Genomic DNA, 16,895 nt, shown 5'->3' with positions numbered 1-16,895 from the left:
GGGCCCTCGAGACGGTGTCTCGATGAGCGCCGCGCGGATGGCAACGGGTCCGGAAGATGTGGGGATCGTGCCGACGGGCGTGGCAAATCTCGAGGCGGTGGCGGCCGCTTTCCGGCGCCTGGGGAGAACCCCGCGGCTGCTGGATTCCGCCACGGGAATATCGAGGGCCGCTTACGTCGTCCTCCCCGGCGTCGGGTCTTTCGCCGGGGGCATGGCGGAGCTTCGCCGGCGTGGCTGGGCGGAGGCCGTCCGCAGGCGCGTGGAGGAGGGACGGCCGACGCTCGCCGTCTGTCTCGGGCTGCAGCTCCTGTGCGAGGAGAGCGAGGAGGCACCGGGCACCGCCGGGCTCGGGTGCGTACCCGGCCGCGTGGTCCGGCTGGCGGAGAGCTGCCGCATTCCCCAATTGGGCTGGAACCGCGTCGCGGCCCCGGCCGGGACCGTGTTCCTGCGGTCATCCGTCGTCTACTTCGCAAACTCCTACGGGCTCGAAGCGGGTCCCGCGGGCTGGACCGCCGCGATGGGGCGGCACGGAAGTCGCTTCGTGGCGGGGCTGGAGCGCGGCGGAGTCCTCGCCTGCCAGTTCCACCCGGAGCTGTCGGGGAAGGTCGGCGCGGGCCTCCTGAAGCGATGGCTCGAAGAATCGCCGGGCGCGGCGGCCGCGTTCGAACCGCGCGCGCAACGGCTCACGCTCGCGGCGGCATGCTGAACGTTCGCGTCATTCCGTGCCTGGACGTGAGGGACGGCAGGGTCTTCAAGGGCGTCCGTTTCGACAACCTCGCGGATCAGGGCGACCCCGCCCGGCTCGCCCGACGCTACGAGCGCGAGGGGGCGGACGAACTCGTGATCCTCGATGTCTCGGCCACGGCGGAGGGAAGAGTGGCCCGGTTCGAAACGGTGCGCCGGGTGCGTGACGAGATCTCGATTCCGCTGACGGTCGGCGGCGGCGTGCGGACGGCGGAAGACGCGGGCGCCCTGCTGGAGGCGGGGGCGGATCGCGTCGCGGTGAACACCGCGGCCGTCGAGCGGCCGGAACTCCTGTCGGAGATCGCGACCCGGTTCGGGGCCCAGTGCGCGGTCCTGGCCCTCGACGGCGGCGCGACGTCGGACGAGGCGTGTTCGAGCGGCTTCGAGGTTCTTACGCACTCGGGAAGCCGACGCACCGGCCTCGATGCCGCGGATTGGAGCCGCCGGGCGGCGGAACTGGGCGCGGGCGAGATCCTTCTCACGAGCTTCGACCGAGATGGGACGCGAAGCGGCTACGATCTTGCCCTGATCGAGGTGATCCGCGAAGCCGTTCCGGTGCCGATCGTGGCTTCCGGCGGGGGAGCCCATGCGGGTCACATGTGCGCGGCGGTCGAAGCCGGCGCCGACGCGGTCCTGGCGGCGTCGATCTTCCATCAGGGCGACTGGTCCATCGGCAGACTCAAGGATCGACTGCAGCAGCTCGGGGTCGCGGTGCGTCGATGATCATCCCATCCATCGACCTCATGGGCGGCCGCGCCGTGCAGCTTCGGCAGGGCTCGACGCTCGAAATCGACGCCGGCGACCCGCGGCCTCTCGCCGAGAGGTTCGCGGTCGCGGGGGAAGTCGCGATCATCGATCTCGACGCGGCGCTCGGCCGCGGAGACAACGCCACCCTGATCCGCGAGCTGCTCCGGCTCGCGCCGTGCCGGGTGGGCGGCGGTATTCGGTCCCGCGAGGCGGCGCTCGACTGGCTCGACGCGGGTGCGCGGCGCGTGATCCTGGGCACGGCCGCGACGCCCGAGGTTCTGGGCGGACTTCCCGCGGAACGCGTGATCGCGGCGCTCGATGCGCGCGATGGCGAGGTCGTCGTGGAGGGCTGGCGGCGCGGGACGGGCCGCGACGTCCTCGGGCGCATGGAGGAGCTCGACGGCCTCGCGGACGGCTACCTGGTCACCTTCGTGGAGGTCGAAGGCACCCTGGAGGGGATCCCGCTGGATCGCGTAGCCGCCCTCGTCGCGGCCGCCGGATCCGCGCGCGTGACGGTGGCGGGCGGCGTCCGCGAGGTGTCGGAGATCGCGGCGCTGGACCGGATGGGCGCGGACGCGCAGGTGGGGATGGCGATCTACAGCGGGCGCATGGACCTGGGCGACGCCATCTCGGCTCCGCTGAAGTCCGACCGGGCCGACGGGTTGTGGGCGACGCTGGTCGAGGACACGGCCGGGCGCGCGCTCGGGCTCGCATGGTCGAGCGCGGAGAGCGTGCGCACCGCCGTCGCGGAACGGCGCGGCGTCTACCAGAGCCGCTCACGGGGGCTCTGGAGGAAGGGCGAGACCTCCGGCGCCACGCAGGAACTCGTGCGCGTGGCCGCGGACTGCGACCGCGACACGCTGCGTTTCACGGTGCGGCAGCACGGGACCGGCTTCTGTCACACGGGCGCCCCGACCTGTTTCGACGCCGTGGCGTCCGGGAGGTCGGCCGCGCTGCCGTCCCTGTCGGGCATGGATCTGTCCGACCTCGAGACGCGCCTCCGTGAGCGGCTCGCCGACCCGGAGCCGGGCTCGCTGACCGCGCGACTCGCCGGGGACCCCGAACTGTTGCGGGGGAAACTCGTCGAGGAAGCCGGTGAACTGGCGGAGGCCGGATCGAAGGCGGAGGCGGTGGCGGAGTTCGCGGACCTGTACTACTTCGCCCTCACGCGGCTCTTGAAGGCGGGCGGCTCCCTCGAAGACGTACGCCTCGAGCTCGAACGGCGCGCCCTCAAGGTGCGTCGTCGCGCCCCCAGGCCGCCGGGAGGGCCGCCCGGGCGGGCGGCTGCGGCGTCCGCCGCGGCGGCGGGCGCGATCCTGCCGCCGATCGGCCTCGGGGAGGCCGTGCGGGCGGTGCGCCGGCCGGCGCTCGACCCGGCGGCCCTCGAGGTCGCGCGGACGATCCTGAACGATGTCGAGCGGCGCGGAGAGCCGGCGCTCCGCGAGCACGCCGAGCGGCTCGGCGACCTCGAACCGGGCGACGATCTGCTCCTCGATCGGTCGGCGCTCAAGCGCGCGACAGCGGCGCTGCAGGCCGACGACCGCGAGTTGCTGTGCCGCGTGGCGGACCGGATCCGCACGTTCGCGGAGGCCCAGCGGGCATCCGCGACCGACCTCGACACGCCGGTCGCGGGCGGTCGCGGCGGCCATCGGCTCGTGCCCGTCGGAGCGGCCGGCTGCTACGCGCCCGGCGGGCGCTTTCCCCTCCCGTCCTCGGTGCTCATGACCGCCATCCCGGCGAGGGTGGCGGGCGTGGGCGGCGTCTGGGCCGCATCGCCGCGCCCGACCGCCGCGGTCCAGGCCGCGGCGTTCATCGCCGGCGCGGACGGCCTGCTGGCCATCGGGGGCGCACAGGCGATCGGCGCGCTCGCCTTCGGGGTCGGCGGCGTCTCCCGCTGCGAGAAGATCGTGGGGCCGGGCAACCGGTTCGTCACCGCGGCCAAGCGCCTCCTCTACGGCCGGGTCGGCCTCGACACCATCGCCGGCCCATCGGAGCTGCTCGTCGTCGCCTCGCCGGATGCGGCGCCGTCCCGCGTCGCGGCCGACCTGCTCGCCCAGGCCGAGCACGACCCCGACGCCGTCCCGCTCCTGTGCGCCTTCGACGAAGCGACCGTCGACGCCGTCCGCGAAGCGGCCGAGCGGCAGTTGGCCGCGCTGCCGACCGCACCGATCGCGCGCCAGGCCCTGGCGGCCGGCGGCGCCCTCCTCGCGGCCAGCCCCGACGAGGCCGCCGCCATCTGTGACGCGGTGGCCCCGGAGCACCTGCACCTGCACGGGGAACTCGCCGAGTCGCTTGCTCCCCGCGTCCACCGCTACGGATCCCTCTTCCTGGGGGCGGCCACGCCCGAGGCGGCCGGTGACTACGGAGCCGGACCGAACCACACGCTTCCCACATCGGGCGCGGCGGCGTTCGACGCTGGACTCTCGGTGTTCTCGTTCCTGCGGCGACCGACCTGGCTGTCGCTTTCGGCGGAAGATGACGCCTACGAGGAGCTGCTTCGCGACACCGCGGCGCTCGCCCGACTGGAGGGACTTGAAGCGCACGCGCGCTCGGCCGAGCGCCGGCTCACGGCAGCGGCCCGGGAGGATCGCGGTCGGAAGGTCCGCGCCTCGTAAGGTGGTCGAGGGCGCGGTCCACGGCGTCCTTCGTCGAGGCCGTGATTCCGCCCCTTTCGTACTCCTGCACCGCCAGCCGCTCCAGGCGGTCGACGAGCGCATCGACGCCGGGCCGCGGGGACGACGTCAGGGCGCGGACGTGGTCGGTGGCGCCGAACAGGTTGATCCAGTACTCCGTCCGGCGCCCCCACTCCAGAAGCGCGTAGAACTGCCGGCCCGCCCGGGGCCCGACGCCGAGCACGTCGAGGAGGGCGACGAAGAGCGAGATGGGCAGCAGCAACGCATCCCGCAGGCCATCGAGGACCAGTTTCAACTGAAAGACGGCCACGTCGCGCATGAGCGTCCAGCGCGAGGGGACGATTTCGGGATGCAGGGTTGCTCTGGCCGGGAACTCGTTCATCCTGTCTCTCGATCTGTCTCTCGATTTTTTTGGTCCGCGAAATAAACGCCGCGGCTTCGGGTAACCCTCGCGAGGCGAACAGTCACCACAGGTTCACGCAGGTGCCCGCGACCATGGGAGCCATCATTGAACAGCTCGGAGGCAACCGACCGGATGCTCGTTCTTCGCGCGCAGCGCGGCGAGCGTGCGGCCTTCGGCGAACTCGTCACACGATACATGCAACGTGCCTACTATACCGCGCTCGGCCTCGTCGGGAACCACGACGATGCCCTGGACCTCTCTCAGGAGGCCTTCGCCAGGGCGTTCCGCGCGCGCGCCAGGATCGACCCCGAACGTCCCTTCTTCCCCTGGCTGTACCAGATCATCCGACGACTCTGTTTCAACCATACGCGGGATCAGCGGCTGCACCGCCTGAAACTCGAGACGGCGGGCAGCTGGCTTTCGGACACGACGATGGGGCGGCGCCCGCTCAGCCCGGACCAGGCGGTGATGCGATCCGAACTGCGCGAACAGGTCGGCGCAGCCATCGAACGCCTGCCCGAGCGGGAACGGGAGACGCTCGTCCTGCGCGAGTTCGAGGAGCTGCGTTACCGGGAGATCGCCGAGCTGCTGGGAATCCCCATCGGCACGGTGATGTCGCGCCTCTACCGGGCGCGGCGGTCTCTCGCGCGCGAGATGGAGACGGCGGGAACGCGCCCCGACCAGGGGGGAGGTGCGGGCGATGAGTGAGAGAAACGTGCATCCGCCCGGCGACGAGCGCGTGCGCCAGCTGATGATGGCCGAACTGGACCGGGAGATCTCGGGAGAGGGACGGCGCGAACTCGAGTCCGCGCTCGAAGAGAACCCGGGTCTTCGCGACGAACTGGCGTCGTACCAGCGCCTGAAGGAGGTCACCGACACCATGACTCCGCTGAAGCCGCCGGAGGAAACCTGGGACAGCTACTGGGAACACGTCTATCGCCGGCTCGAACGCGGCATCGGCTGGGTCCTGGTCTCGCTGGGAACGATCATCGTGGGGACGTGGGCGCTGTGGACCGCCGTCAGCGAGCTGATTCGGGACACGTCGCTGCCCGCGTACATTCGCTGGAGCATGCTCGCGCTGGTCGCGGGCTTCGTCATCCTGTTCGTTTCCGTGGCGCGCGAGCGCCTGTTCATGCAGAAGAAAGACCCCTACAAGGACGTGGTCCGATGATCATCACCTCCCGAAACGACCTCGCCGGATACCGGATCGTCGAGGAATTCGGCCTCGTCCGCGGCAGCACGATCCGGGCGCGCCACTTGGGCCGCGACATCCTCGCCGGCCTGAAGACCATCGTGGGCGGCGAAATCCAGGAGTACACGAAGATGATGGCCGAAGCGCGGGAACAGGCGGTCGATCGGATGGAGGCCGAGGCGGCGGCGGCCGGCGCGAACGCGATCCTCTGCGTCCGCTTCTCCACCTCCTACATCCTGGGAGGGACCGCCGAGATCGTGGTCTACGGCTCTGCCGTCAGGGTCGAGGAGGCCTGACCGTGGGCCTGAGAATGCTGGTCGCGGCCGGGTGCGTGCTGGCCTCTCCGGCGCTGGCGCAGGAGCCGGATGCGGATCCCGAGGGGAGCGGCGGAGGCGTCGAAGGAAGGTGGGTGGGATCCGTCGTGCTCCCCACGGGTGAGTTGCCCTTCTCGGTCACCTTCGAGCGCGCGGATGGCGTGCTCTCCGCCACGATGGACATCCAGGGAGCGATGGATCTTCCTCTCACTGCCGTGTCGCACGAGAACGACCGCGTGCATTTCGAACTCGAAACCCCGATCGGTCTCGCCGCGTGGGACGGAGCCCTCACGGGTGACGCCATCGAGGGTGATACTATCGAGGGCGAATTCACCCAGGGCGTCGTGACCGCCACGTTCTCCGTGTCGCGGGCCGATCTTCCTGAAGCGGAGGCGGAAGAGCCGGTGCCCTACCGCGAGGAGGAAGTCTCGTTCGAGAACGGCGACGTGCACCTCGAAGGCACGCTGACGCTGCCGGAAGGGACGGGACCGTTCCCGGGCGTGGTCCTGATCACGGGCTCGGGACCCCAGGACCGGGATGAGATCGTGGCCGGATTCGCCGTCTTCCGCCTCCTCTCGGATCACCTCACCCGACAGGGCATCGCCGTCCTCCGCTACGACGACCGCGGCGTCGGCGGCTCGACGGGCAGCGTCTCTTCCTCGACCTCGTCCGATTTCGCCGGGGACGCGCTGGCGGGGCTCGCGCGGCTCTCGGTGCACCCGGAGGTCGATCCCGCGCGCGTCGGCCTGGCGGGGCACAGCGAGGGAGCCATCGTGGCGCCCATTGCGGCCTCACGCTCGGACGCCGTCCGCTTCGCCGTGCTGCTGGCCGGTTCGACCGTGCCCGGCACCGAGATCCTGTACGAGCAGTCCGCGGCCATTCAGCGCGCGAGCGGCGTGCCCGAGGACCGCATCGAGTGGAATACCGACTTCCAGCGCCGTCTGTTCGCGGCCCTTGAAGCGGGGGAAGACCTCGAGGCGTATCGGGAGGAGCTGGGGGCCGCCATCCGCGAGGGCATCGAGACCCTGCCCGAGGCGCAGCGCGCGACGATCTCCGACGTCGACGCCTACGTGCAGGGCCAGATCGACGCGCAGATCGACCGCGTCGAGACCCCGTGGTTCCGCTACTTTCTCACGTACGATCCGACCGAAGGTCTCCGGGGCACGCGCGTGCCGGTGCTCGCGCTCTTCGGTGGGCTCGACCTGCAGGTGCTCCCCGACCAGAACCGCCCGCCGCTGGAGGAGGCGCTGGCCGGGAACCCGGACGTGACGGTCGAGGTGCTCCCGCGCGCCAATCACCTCTTCCAGGCCGCGACGACCGGATCCCCGGCCGAGTACGCGCTGCTCGAGAAGCGTTTCGTCGACGGCTTCCTCGACACGATCTCCGACTGGATCCTCGCCCGCTTCGGCAGCTGACGGTTCGGAGCTACTGCTGTCGCAACCCGTTCATCCGCCGGGCCAAAGGGCGGCCCGCTGCCGGAAGACGGACGGGTTGGCGAGCCAATCCGCGAAGCCTGTGCGGCGTTCGTCGGTCAGCCAGTCGATTCGGGCATCTACGCAGGCCAACAGATCGCGGTCCTCCGCATCCAGCGTGAACCCCCCGAACTCGACGAGAGAGTCCCGGCCGGCCACGACGAACGCTCCGCCCGAGGTGTGCGCGGCCTCGCCGCCACGGATCTCCCCGCTGGCCACGGCGTCGATGCGTCCGTCGCGCAGGGCGTCGAACAATTCCGTCTCGCCCGACTCCCGGCCGAGGTACACCACCTCGGGCATGTCATCGGATGGGGGGTGAAGGCGGGTCCGGCCCTGCAGGACGGGCGATGCCATGGCGGGCGTGATCGTATACGTGCCCGTACCGTCCGCCACGACGGTGCCGGCGGGCGTCTCCACGCGCGTCCCCGCTCGAAGCACGCCGGAACCGTCCACGATTCCCGTGATCTGGAGCAGCCGCGCCTCTCCCGTCGTCCCCGGGAGAACGCCCACGCGCACCGCGCTCGTGAGCGCGTCGTAGGAGGAGAGCCGCGCGGCGTCCTCGCTGCGCACGAGCAGCGACTGGCGGAACGTGATGTGGCCGGACGTAAACGCCACCGCCGGCGTGCCGGCATCGTCGACCGTCCGCGACTCGAGAATCGTGATGCCGCCGCCGGCCATGTCGAAGCTGGACGTCGAGGGCAGGAGCCAGATTCCGGGCCAGTCTGCGATCGGGCGGCGTACGAATGAGAACCCCGTGCCGGGCATGGCTTCGAGCGCGCTGAGGAGGTCGGCCTCGTAGCCCATGTGCCGACTGAACCCGGGCGAGTTCGGGTCCTCGTCCGCGCTGTAGCTGACGGGCGGATAGAAGGCGTAGAACGCCACCGTGAGCGGAGCGTCGCCGCACGCCGCCGACGGCTGCGGCTCCACGGTGTCCCCGCAGCCCGCACCGGCGAGAGCGAGCCCGGCCAGAAGCGGCCGCTTCGCCATTGGCACCGTCGCCTTGAACTTCACCGGAATACGCCTCCCAGCGCTCGGGCCTTCGGCGAGACCGCGTTTTCGACATGTGTTCGAAGAGGGTATTCTTGGAGAGTAGGCTCCCGCCAGAGACCGACGTCCCGTGCCCCTGGCGGCCGACGACGACGAGCGCCGGAGAGGTCCGATTCGAGGAGACTCAGCCGCCATGTATGCACCATATGCCCGCACTATCACCGGACTCATCGTCTCCATCCTCTTTCTCATGGCCATCGTCGGGGGCGCCCCGGCCGGGGCGGCGGCCCAGGTGCCGGGTGACGACGTGCGGCGCCTGGCCGAACATCCCGCGGTGCGGAGCGCCTTCGAGATCATCGAGGAACTCGAACCGACGACGATCCGCGAACTCATCGAACTCACCGAAGTTCCGGCGCCCCCCTTCATGGAAGACGAGCGCGCCCGGGTCTACGCGCAGTGGCTCCGCGAGGCCGGGGCCGACTCCGTGTTCATCGACGAGGAGGGCAACGCGATCGGGATCCGATACGGCCGGGGCGGCGCGCGGGGATCGACGCCGGAGGGGGAGCGGCGGACGGTGGCGCTGTCGGGACACCTGGACACGGTGTTCCCGGCGGACGTCGACGTGACGGTCACGCAGCGCGGGGACACGCTCTTCGCCCCCGGCATCGGCGACGACACGCGCGGCCTCATCGCGGTCCTAACCGTGCTGCGGGCGCTCGAGGCCGCCGGCATCGAGACCGAGGCGGACGTTCAGTTCATCGGGACGGTCGGAGAGGAAGGGCTCGGCGACCTGCGCGGGATGAAGTACCTGTTTCGCGAGGGCGCGGACCCCATCCACACCTGGATCGACATCGACGGCACGGGACTGGGCCGGATCGTGAACAAGGGGCTCGGCTCCCATCGCTTCCGCGTGACGTTCCGGGGCCCCGGCGGGCACTCCTGGGGCGCTTTCGGGCTGGCCAGCCCCGCCCATGCGCTGGGCCGCGGGATCCGTCATTTCCAGGATGTGGCCGACACCCTCACGCGATCGGGCCCGCGCACGAGCTATAACGTGGGGCGGCTCGGTGGCGGTACCTCGGTCAACGCGATTCCGTTCGAGGCCTGGATGGAAGTGGACATGCGCTCGGAGAGCGAGGAGAGCCTCGCGCGCATCGACGCCGCCTTCCGGGATGCGATGGGCCGGGCGCTGGCGGAGGAGAACGCCCTGCGCCGGGCGGGACCCGAGATCGAACTCGAACTGGACCAGATCGGAGACCGTCCCTCCGGAGAGGTCGCCGACGACCATCCCCTTGTCGAGCGGGCCATCGCGGTCATGCCCCTGTTCGGGGCGGTGCCCGCGCTGACCCGTTCGTCGACGGACTCGAACATCCCGATCTCCCTCGGCATCCCCGCGGTGACGATCGGGAGCGGCGGCATGGGGAGCGGGGCCCACTCGCCCGGCGAATGGTGGATCAACCGTGACGGCCACCTCGGGATCCAGGCGAACCTCCTCCTGCTGGTCAGCGAGGCGGGGCTGGCCGAGCCCATCCCCTGAAGACTCTACTCCGCTGAAGACTCCAAGGGCCGGGTTCGGCCTCCACACGGCGGCGGCGGTCGTCGTCGCCAACATGATCGGGACCGGCGTCTTCACGAGCCTCGGGTTCCAGCTCGAGTCTCTGAGATCCGGGTTCGCCCTCCTCATGCTGTGGGTCGTGGGCGGGGTCGCGGCCGTGTGCGGCGCCCTCACCTACGCCGAACTGGGGTCGACGATCCGGCGCTCGGGCGGCGAATACACCTTCCTCTCGCACATCTACCATCCCGCGGCCGGCTTCGTATCGGGCTGGATCTCGGCCACGATCGGGTTCGCGGCCCCCACGGCGCTGGCCGCGATCACGTTCGGGACCTACCTCTCGTCCGTCTTTCCGGCGCTGCCCGCCCGGTGGCTCGCCGTCGGGCTCGTCGTGCTGCTCTCGATCGTCCATGGCCGCACGCACCGCACCTCGGGCGGCTTTCAGCGCTGGTCGACGACGGCCAAGGTGGCGTTGATCCTCGCCTTCGTCGCGGCCGGGCTGTCCCTCGTCGCGAACCCCCGGGACGTCGGGGTGCGCCCCTCGGCGGAGGGCGTCTCGAGTGTGTTCTCCGCCGGGTTCGCCGTGTCGCTCATCTTCGTGTCGTACTCGTATTCGGGCTGGAACGCGGCGACGTACGTGACGGGCGAACTCCGCGACCCGCGGCGGACGCTCCCCCGCGCGCTGGCGGCGGGGACGCTGCTCGTGATGCTGCTCTACGTCGGACTCAACTACGTTTTTCTGCGGGCCGCCCCCGCGGAGGAAATGGTGGGACGGCTCGAGGTCGGTTACATCGCGGCGGGGTACATCTTCGGGCCGGTCGGGGCCGATCTTATGGGGATCACGCTCGCGCTCCTCCTCGTCTCCACCGTGAGCGCCATGGTGCTCGCGGGCCCGCGCGTCCTGCACGCGATCGGCGAGGACTACCCGACCTTCCGATTCCTGAGTTCGATCAACGCGCGCGGGACGCCGGGCGTGGCCATCTTCACGCAGGCCGCGATCAGCCTCCTCTTCATCCTCACGGAATCGTTCGAGACGATCCTCGTCTTCTCGGGCTTCACGATGGGCCTCAACACGTTCCTGGCGGCGGGCGGGGTGTTCCTCCTGCGCCGGCGGCAAGCTGCGGGCGGGACCGCAGACCGGAGCGCGGACGGTCGGGGGGACGGGGCCGCTGGACCCGAGGCGGGCGATCCGTACCGGACCTGGGGCTACCCGGTTACGCCGCTCGTCTTCCTGGCGGTGACAGGGTGGACGCTGGCCTACATCCTGCGCGACCGACCGCTCGAAGCGGGGCTGGGACTGGGGCTGATCGCGGTCGGCCTCGCCATCTACGCCGTCACGCGGGCGCGCGATCGACGGACCCGCGCTTGACCGCGCGCGCCGCTTCCGACGTGTCGGCCGGCTCCGCCGGGTCCACCGCCCCCACCAGAGACTTGCTGCTGGCGTTCGCCGCGGTGTACCTGGTGTGGGGATCGACCTACCTCGCCATCCGCTTCGGCGTCGAGACGATCCCTCCCTTCCTTCTCGGGGGAACGCGCTTCCTCGCGGCAGGCGTGATTCTCGCGGTCGTGTCCCGCCGTCGGGGCGCGCCGGTCCCGAAGCGTGCCGAATGGCGGGCCGCCACCGTATCGGGCGTGTTCATGGTCGTCGGCGGCAACGGACTCGTGTGCTGGGCGGCGCAGTACGTGCCCTCGGGGCTCACGGCCCTGCTCGTGGCCACGGTGCCGCTGTGGCTGGTCGCGATCGCGCGCCTGGGACCGGACCGCGAGGCGACGAGTCCGCTGGAGGTCGCGGGGCTTGTCCTGGGCCTGGGCGGCGTCGTGCTCCTCGTGAGCAGTTCCGGGGCGGACATCGGGATCCGGGGAGCGGGCGCGAACCAGGTGGTGGCGGGGGCTCTCATCGTCGTGGGAGCGTCCGTCTGCTGGGCGATCGGCTCCATGTACAACCGGCGGGCCGCGCTGCCGCAGCCGCCGCTCTACGGTACCGCGCTCACGATGGCGGCCGGAGGTCTGATCCTCGTGCTGATCGGATTGGCGGCGGGAGAGTTCGGCCGCCTGTCGCTCGGCGACGTGTCCCTGCGGTCGTGGCTGTCGCTGATCTACCTGGCCGCCATGGGGTCGATCGTCGCCTTCTCGGCCTACATGTGGCTCCTGCGCAACGTCCGGCCCGCGGCGGCCGGGACGTACGCCTACGTCAATCCGGTGGTGGCGCTGTTCCTGGGCTGGTGGCTGGCGGACGAGGCGTTCACGCTGCCGATGCTGGCGGGCACGGTGATCATCGTGGCGGGCGTGGTGCTGGTACAGCGGGGGCGGGCGCCGAAGGGCGGCCCAAGGCCGGCAACCGTGCGGGCACCGGCCTCGAGGTAGCCGCCCCGCGCGGTCAGAGGGAGAGCGGAGGTCGGCGCCGCTGCTGAAGTTCGGCCAGGTATTCCCGGTACTTCTCCAGCTGCTCGTCGCTCAACACTTCGGCCAGCAGGGTTACCGTCTCCTGCTGGAGTTCCTGCATGGCCTGCATCATCGCGCTCCGGTCCCCCGAGCCCCGCATGCCCTGGAGACGCTCGCGGCGGCTCTCCGCCTGGGTCTCGAGGATCTCGCGGACCTTCACGACCTGTTCCTCGTCCAGGGTGAGCCGTTCCGTAAGGGCCGTCATCTGGTCGTCGAGGTTCATGCCGAAGCCGCGCGCTCCCCGCTGAGCCTGTGCCTCCAGCGGCGCCGCGGCCGCGAGTGCGACCATCACGAGGGCGAACGCCCCGATCATCTTTCTCATCGATATCCTCCGTTTCCCGCGTGCTTCCGTGCCGTTCCCGCGCCCGTTGCGCCGCCTGTTCCCCTGCCCGCTTCCCCCCGCTTCAAGCGCGGCCTCTTCACTGGAGACGACACGGAGCCCGACGGAAACGTTATGGGCCCTTGCGCCGCACACTTCGGATGCGCTCAGCTATGAAGTCTACGAAGTCGTGGCGAACATTCGGCCGACGCTATAAGACGTGGGGACTCGCATGGGGGGTCGCATGAAGATGCTGTCGAGGATTCGTCATCGGTTCCGGGCCCGTGCGTCGGCGGGCGGTATCCTGCTGGTCTCCGCGTGCGTCGCCGGGTGCGGGGACACACACACCGTGGCCGAGGAGGACGAGGCGGCCCACGAGCGCTCGCACATTGCGGGAATGGCCGCACACCACATCTGCTCCGGCGTCTTCGTCGTGGGCCGGGACTACGAGCGTTCCGTCGAGGAGGTCGTGGCGCAGGACATCCGGCGCTTCGAACTGTTCAACTGGCAGGACGATTTCGAGTACGACGTGAACTTCGAGACGCGCACCGCCTCCGTCTCGGGAGAGGACTTCGTCACGCGCTCCGCCGAGTACAACGGCGACCAGGGCTGCACGATCCTGCCGGTCGACCTTGAGAACGTGACGTACGAGCCGCAGGTGGTCGAGCGGCTCAGCCCGGACCCGGCGGCGACGGCCTGGCCGACCGGCGATGTCGGCGCGTACCACGACCCCCCGCCGCCGGAGGTCGACATGGCGGCGCTTGAGGCGGCCCTCGACTGGACGATGGCCCAGACCGAGCACAACACGCGCGCGCTCGTCGTCATCTACGCGGGGAAGATCCTCGGGGAGCGCTATGCGCCCGGCTTCACGCGCAACACGCCCCAGATCTCGTGGTCCCAGGGGAAGAGCATCGCGAGCGCGCTCGTCGGCGCGGCGATCCAAGCGGGTCACCTCGACGCCGGACTCGACGACCCGGTGCCCGTGCCCGAGTGGCACGGGGAGGACGACCCCCGCCGGGGGATCCGCATCCGGGACATCTTGAACATGAGTTCGGGCCTCGACTTCCTGAACCTCGGCCTGACGGACTCGCTGTCGTGGACGCACACGAACGAACACTTCCGGATCTACTTCGAGGGGATCGACGTGTTCGAGCACGCCATCGACCAGCCGATGGACACGCTGCCGGGCGCCGTCTTCCGCTACCGGAACTCCGACCCGCTCACCGCCAACCACATCGTGCGCGAGGCGGTCGAGGCGCGCGGCGAGGACTGGCTCACCTACCCCCAGCGCATCCTGTTCGACCGCATCGGGGCGAGGAACTACGTCCTCGAGACCGACGCCTGGGGCAACTTCATCATCACCGGCTACGACTACGGGAGCGCGTGGGACTGGGCGCGGTTCGGTCTCCTCCACCTGTGGGACGGCGTGTGGCCGACGCCCGATGGCGGAAGCGACCGCATCCTGCCCGAGGGCTGGGCGGAGTTCGTCAGCACGCCCGCACCGGGCGCCGAAGCGCTGGAGTACGGCGGGCTGTTCTGGCTCAATCGCGGCGGCTCGCTTCCCCGCGCGCCGGAGGACGCCTACTGGGCCGCGGGATTCATGGGGCAGTACACCGCCATCATTCCGTCCTACGATCTGGTGATCGTCCGGCTGGGGCCGAGCCCCGGAAACACCGGTGCCTATCTTTCGGACATCATCGGCGAGGTGACGGCGGCGATCGACCGCTAGCAGCTTGAGCCGCCGTCGCCAACGGAGGGTCGCATGAGTACTCGTACGGAGAGTCGTCTCCCCACCGGGCTCCTGATCGCCGCGGGCGTCGCCCTGCTGTCGGCGGGCTGCGCGCCGGAGTCGGTGGAACCCGGGGAAGCGGTGGAAGTGGAAGATGAGGCCCACATCCGCGGGCACATCGCCGGGCGGGTGGCGCACCACCTTTGCGCCGGCGTTTTCGTCGTGGGCCGGGACTACGAGCGCACGGTGGAGGAGGTCGTTGCGCAGGATCTCGAACCGTTCGATGAGTTGCGGGATGATTTCCAGTACCGCGTGGACCTCGAGACGCGCACGGCCTCGGTGACGGGAGAAGGTTTCGGCTCACGCTCCGCCGAATACAACGGAGATCAGGGATGCACCATCTTGCCGATCGGGGTCGAGGACGTGGCCTTCGAGCCGACGGTCGTCGAGCGTCGGACGCCGGATCCCGAGATGACCGCCTGGCCGACTGGCAATGCAGGGGCACACCACGATCCGCCCCCCGCGGAAGTGGACATGGCCGCGCTGGATGCGGCGCTCGATTGGGCGATGGCCCAAACCGAGCATCACACGCGCGCGGTGGTGGTCGTCTATGCCGGGAAGATCCTCGGCGAACGCTACGCCGGCGGCTTCGGGCGCAACACGCCGCAGATCTCCTGGTCCCAGGGCAAGAGCATTGCGGCCGCTCTCATGGGCGCGGCGATCCAGGCCGGTCATCTGGACATCGGCCTGGACGACCCGGCGCCCGTCCCGGAGTGGCAGGGAGAGGACGATCCGCGCCGGGAGATCCGCATCCGCGACCTCCTCAACATGAGTTCGGGGCTCGACTTCCTGAACCTGGGCTCCGATGACGAGCGCTCCCGGACGCACGCCAACGAGCACGGCCGGATCTACTTCGAGGGCATCGACGTGTTCGAGCACGCCATCGACCAGCCGATGGACACCCTGCCGGGCGCCATCTTCCGCTACCGGAACTCGGATCCGCTCACCGTGGCGCGCATCGTGCGGCAGGCCGTCGAGGCGCGCGGCGACGACTGGCTGACCTATCCCCAGCGCATCCTGTTCGACCGCATCGGGGCGAGGGACTACGTCCTCGAGACGGATGCGTGGGGGAACTTCATCATCACCGGCTACGACTACGGGAGCGCGTGGGACTGGGCGAGGTTCGGCCTCCTCCACCTGTGGGACGGCGTGTGGCCGACGCCGGATGGCGGGTCCGACCGCATCCTCCCGGAGGGGTGGGTGGGCTTCGTGAGCACGCCGGCTCCAGGCGCGGAACTCCTCAACTACGGCGGGCTGTTCTGGGTCAATCGCGGCGGGTCGCATCCGGGCGCCCCGGAAGACGCGTACTGGGCGCTCGGGGCGATGGGACAGTACACCGCCATCATCCCTTCGTACGACCTGGTGATCGTCCGGCTGGGACCGAGCCCCGGCGACTACAGCGCGTACATGTCCGACATCATGGGCAGGGTAACGGCGGCCATCGACCGTTAGCAGCCGAGGGGGGAGACATGCGCACTCAGCAACCATCGTGGATCCTGCCGGTACTCGCGGCGATCCTCTTGTCCTCCGCCTGCCGGCCGGAGCAGGGAGGGCAAGACGAGGCATCCCAGGTGGCCGCCGCCGGTGAGGCCGACATCTCAGATGCGGCACATGTGCGGGGGCACATCGCCGGGATGGCGGCCCACCACATCTGCGCCGGCGTCTTCGTTGTGGGGCGAGACTACCAGCGCCCGGTCGAGGAGGTCGTGGCGCAGGACATCCGGCGGTTCGACCACTTCAAGTGGCAGGACGACTTCGAATATGCCGTGAACTTCGAGACGAGCACGGCCTCGGTCTCCGGGCCGGATTTCGGCACGCAATCCGCAGAGTACAACGGCGACCAGGGCTGCACCGTCCTTCCCGCGGGATTCGACGATGTCGCGTTCGTGCCGGTGGTGGTCGAACGACTCAACCCCGATCCGGTGGTGACCGCCTGGCCGACGGGCGACGTCGGCGCATATCACGATCCGGCGCCCGCGGAGGTCGACATGGCCGCGCTAGAGGCCGCCCTCGACTGGACGATGGCCCAGACCGAGCACAATACGCGCGCGCTGGTGGTCGTCTACGCCGGCAAGATCCTGGGCGAGCGCTATGCCCCAGGCTTCACGCGCAACACGCCGCAGCTCTCATGGTCCCAGGGCAAGAGCATTGCGAGCACCCTCGTGGGCGCGGCGATCGAAGCCGGCCATCTCGACGTCGGACTCGACGACCCGGCGCCCGTGCCCGAATGGCAGGGGGAGAAGGATCCGCGCCGCGAGATCCGCCTCCGGGACATCCTGACCATGAGTTCGGGGCTCGACTTCG

General features: G+C 70.3%; 16 protein-coding genes. 13 read left to right on the top strand and 3 right to left on the bottom strand.

Annotated features, from left to right (window positions below):
- Window positions 1-22 precede the first annotated feature (22 nt).
- Genes hisH through hisD form a run of 3 tightly spaced genes read left to right on the top strand, consistent with a single transcriptional unit; the run spans window position 23 to window position 4,106 of the window.
- A complete protein-coding gene (gene hisH, locus OXN85_13295; protein MCY3600936.1) occupies window positions 23-706 on the top strand; it encodes an imidazole glycerol phosphate synthase subunit HisH in 684 nt (227 codons plus the stop codon).
- Window positions 700-1,467 carry an imidazole glycerol phosphate synthase subunit HisF gene (gene hisF / locus OXN85_13290; GenBank protein ID MCY3600935.1) on the top strand — a complete coding sequence of 256 codons (768 nt, stop codon included), beginning with the start codon at window positions 700-702 and terminating at the stop codon, window positions 1,465-1,467. The genes hisH and hisF overlap by 7 nt, the downstream gene beginning before the upstream one ends.
- The gene (hisD, locus tag OXN85_13285) at window positions 1,464-4,106 is read left to right on the top strand and encodes a histidinol dehydrogenase (protein ID MCY3600934.1); all 2,643 of its coding nucleotides are present in this window, start codon (window positions 1,464-1,466) and stop codon (window positions 4,104-4,106) included. The genes hisF and hisD overlap by 4 nt, the downstream gene beginning before the upstream one ends.
- On the opposite strand, the gene OXN85_13280 is transcribed toward hisD, so the two are convergent.
- On the bottom strand, window positions 4,057-4,506 hold the full coding sequence (locus OXN85_13280; protein ID MCY3600933.1) for a hypothetical protein: 450 nt from the start codon (window positions 4,504-4,506) through the stop codon (window positions 4,057-4,059). The genes hisD and OXN85_13280 overlap by 50 nt on opposite strands.
- 153 nt (window positions 4,507-4,659) lie before the next feature.
- Between OXN85_13280 and OXN85_13275 the strand changes: the two genes are divergently transcribed.
- From OXN85_13275 to OXN85_13260, 4 genes are read left to right on the top strand one after another with little or no spacing between them, the layout of a single operon-like run.
- Window positions 4,660-5,235: a sigma-70 family RNA polymerase sigma factor gene (locus tag OXN85_13275; GenBank protein ID MCY3600932.1), complete on the top strand. Its 576-nt coding sequence runs from the start codon at window positions 4,660-4,662 to the stop codon at window positions 5,233-5,235.
- On the top strand, window positions 5,228-5,698 hold the full coding sequence (locus tag OXN85_13270; GenBank protein ID MCY3600931.1) for a hypothetical protein: 471 nt from the start codon (window positions 5,228-5,230) through the stop codon (window positions 5,696-5,698). The genes OXN85_13275 and OXN85_13270 overlap by 8 nt, the downstream gene beginning before the upstream one ends.
- Entirely contained in the window at window positions 5,695-6,015 is a 321-nt protein-coding gene (locus OXN85_13265) for a heavy metal-binding domain-containing protein (protein ID MCY3600930.1), read from the top strand. Before OXN85_13270 ends, OXN85_13265 begins: the two co-directional genes overlap by 4 nt.
- A gap of 2 nt (window positions 6,016-6,017) precedes the next feature.
- A complete protein-coding gene (locus OXN85_13260) occupies window positions 6,018-7,448 on the top strand; it encodes an alpha/beta fold hydrolase (protein MCY3600929.1) in 1,431 nt (476 codons plus the stop codon).
- Between the two features lie 30 nt (window positions 7,449-7,478).
- Here OXN85_13260 and OXN85_13255 read toward each other — a convergent pair whose 3' ends face one another.
- On the bottom strand, window positions 7,479-8,516 hold the full coding sequence (locus OXN85_13255) for a transporter substrate-binding domain-containing protein (GenBank protein ID MCY3600928.1): 1,038 nt from the start codon (window positions 8,514-8,516) through the stop codon (window positions 7,479-7,481).
- 169 nt (window positions 8,517-8,685) lie between these two features.
- Between OXN85_13255 and OXN85_13250 the strand changes: the two genes are divergently transcribed.
- Genes OXN85_13250 through OXN85_13240 form a run of 3 tightly spaced genes read left to right on the top strand, consistent with a single transcriptional unit; the run spans window position 8,686 to window position 12,405 of the window.
- Window positions 8,686-10,026, top strand: a complete 1,341-nt coding sequence (locus OXN85_13250; protein MCY3600927.1) for a M20/M25/M40 family metallo-hydrolase — start codon at window positions 8,686-8,688, stop codon at window positions 10,024-10,026.
- Window positions 10,027-10,039: 13 nt separating this feature from the next.
- Complete coding sequence (locus OXN85_13245) at window positions 10,040-11,410, top strand: amino acid permease (GenBank protein ID MCY3600926.1); 1,371 nt, start codon at window positions 10,040-10,042, stop codon at window positions 11,408-11,410.
- A complete protein-coding gene (locus OXN85_13240) occupies window positions 11,407-12,405 on the top strand; it encodes an EamA family transporter (protein ID MCY3600925.1) in 999 nt (332 codons plus the stop codon). Before OXN85_13245 ends, OXN85_13240 begins: the two co-directional genes overlap by 4 nt.
- Before the next feature lie 13 nt (window positions 12,406-12,418).
- Here the strand turns inward: OXN85_13240 and OXN85_13235 are convergent, their stop codons facing one another.
- Window positions 12,419-12,805 carry a hypothetical protein gene (locus OXN85_13235; protein MCY3600924.1) on the bottom strand — a complete coding sequence of 129 codons (387 nt, stop codon included), beginning with the start codon at window positions 12,803-12,805 and terminating at the stop codon, window positions 12,419-12,421.
- A gap of 241 nt (window positions 12,806-13,046) precedes the next feature.
- Between OXN85_13235 and OXN85_13230 the strand changes: the two genes are divergently transcribed.
- The 3 genes from OXN85_13230 to OXN85_13220 all read left to right on the top strand — a co-directional run.
- Window positions 13,047-14,531, top strand: a complete 1,485-nt coding sequence (locus tag OXN85_13230) for a serine hydrolase (protein MCY3600923.1) — start codon at window positions 13,047-13,049, stop codon at window positions 14,529-14,531.
- Between the two features lie 33 nt (window positions 14,532-14,564).
- Window positions 14,565-16,043, top strand: a complete 1,479-nt coding sequence (locus OXN85_13225; GenBank protein MCY3600922.1) for a serine hydrolase — start codon at window positions 14,565-14,567, stop codon at window positions 16,041-16,043.
- A 17-nt stretch (window positions 16,044-16,060) separates the two neighbouring features.
- The coding region (locus OXN85_13220; protein MCY3600921.1) for a serine hydrolase at window positions 16,061-16,895 on the top strand (835 nt) is incomplete at its 3' end.

The organism is Candidatus Palauibacter australiensis (assembly GCA_026705295.1).
Taxonomy (GTDB): domain Bacteria; phylum Gemmatimonadota; class Gemmatimonadetes; order Palauibacterales; family Palauibacteraceae; genus Palauibacter; species Palauibacter australiensis.
This window is presented reverse-complemented; position numbering and strand designations above follow the sequence as displayed.

Excerpts from the sequence above, each read along its gene's own strand:
- hisH (MCY3600936.1), top strand. The coding sequence starts at position 23 with ATGAGCGCCGCGCGGATGGCAACGGGTCCGGAAGATGTGGGGATCGTG.
- hisF (MCY3600935.1), top strand. The coding sequence starts at position 700 with ATGCTGAACGTTCGCGTCATTCCGTGCCTGGACGTGAGGGACGGCAGG.
- hisD (MCY3600934.1), top strand. The coding sequence starts at position 1,464 with ATGATCATCCCATCCATCGACCTCATGGGCGGCCGCGCCGTGCAGCTT.
- OXN85_13280 (MCY3600933.1), bottom strand. The coding sequence starts at position 4,506 with ATGAACGAGTTCCCGGCCAGAGCAACCCTGCATCCCGAAATCGTCCCC.
- OXN85_13275 (MCY3600932.1), top strand. The coding sequence starts at position 4,660 with ATGCTCGTTCTTCGCGCGCAGCGCGGCGAGCGTGCGGCCTTCGGCGAA.
- OXN85_13270 (MCY3600931.1), top strand. The coding sequence starts at position 5,228 with ATGAGTGAGAGAAACGTGCATCCGCCCGGCGACGAGCGCGTGCGCCAG.
- OXN85_13265 (MCY3600930.1), top strand. The coding sequence starts at position 5,695 with ATGATCATCACCTCCCGAAACGACCTCGCCGGATACCGGATCGTCGAG.
- OXN85_13250 (MCY3600927.1), top strand. The coding sequence starts at position 8,686 with ATGTATGCACCATATGCCCGCACTATCACCGGACTCATCGTCTCCATC.
- OXN85_13235 (MCY3600924.1), bottom strand. The coding sequence starts at position 12,805 with ATGAGAAAGATGATCGGGGCGTTCGCCCTCGTGATGGTCGCACTCGCG.
- OXN85_13230 (MCY3600923.1), top strand. The coding sequence starts at position 13,047 with ATGAAGATGCTGTCGAGGATTCGTCATCGGTTCCGGGCCCGTGCGTCG.
- OXN85_13225 (MCY3600922.1), top strand. The coding sequence starts at position 14,565 with ATGAGTACTCGTACGGAGAGTCGTCTCCCCACCGGGCTCCTGATCGCC.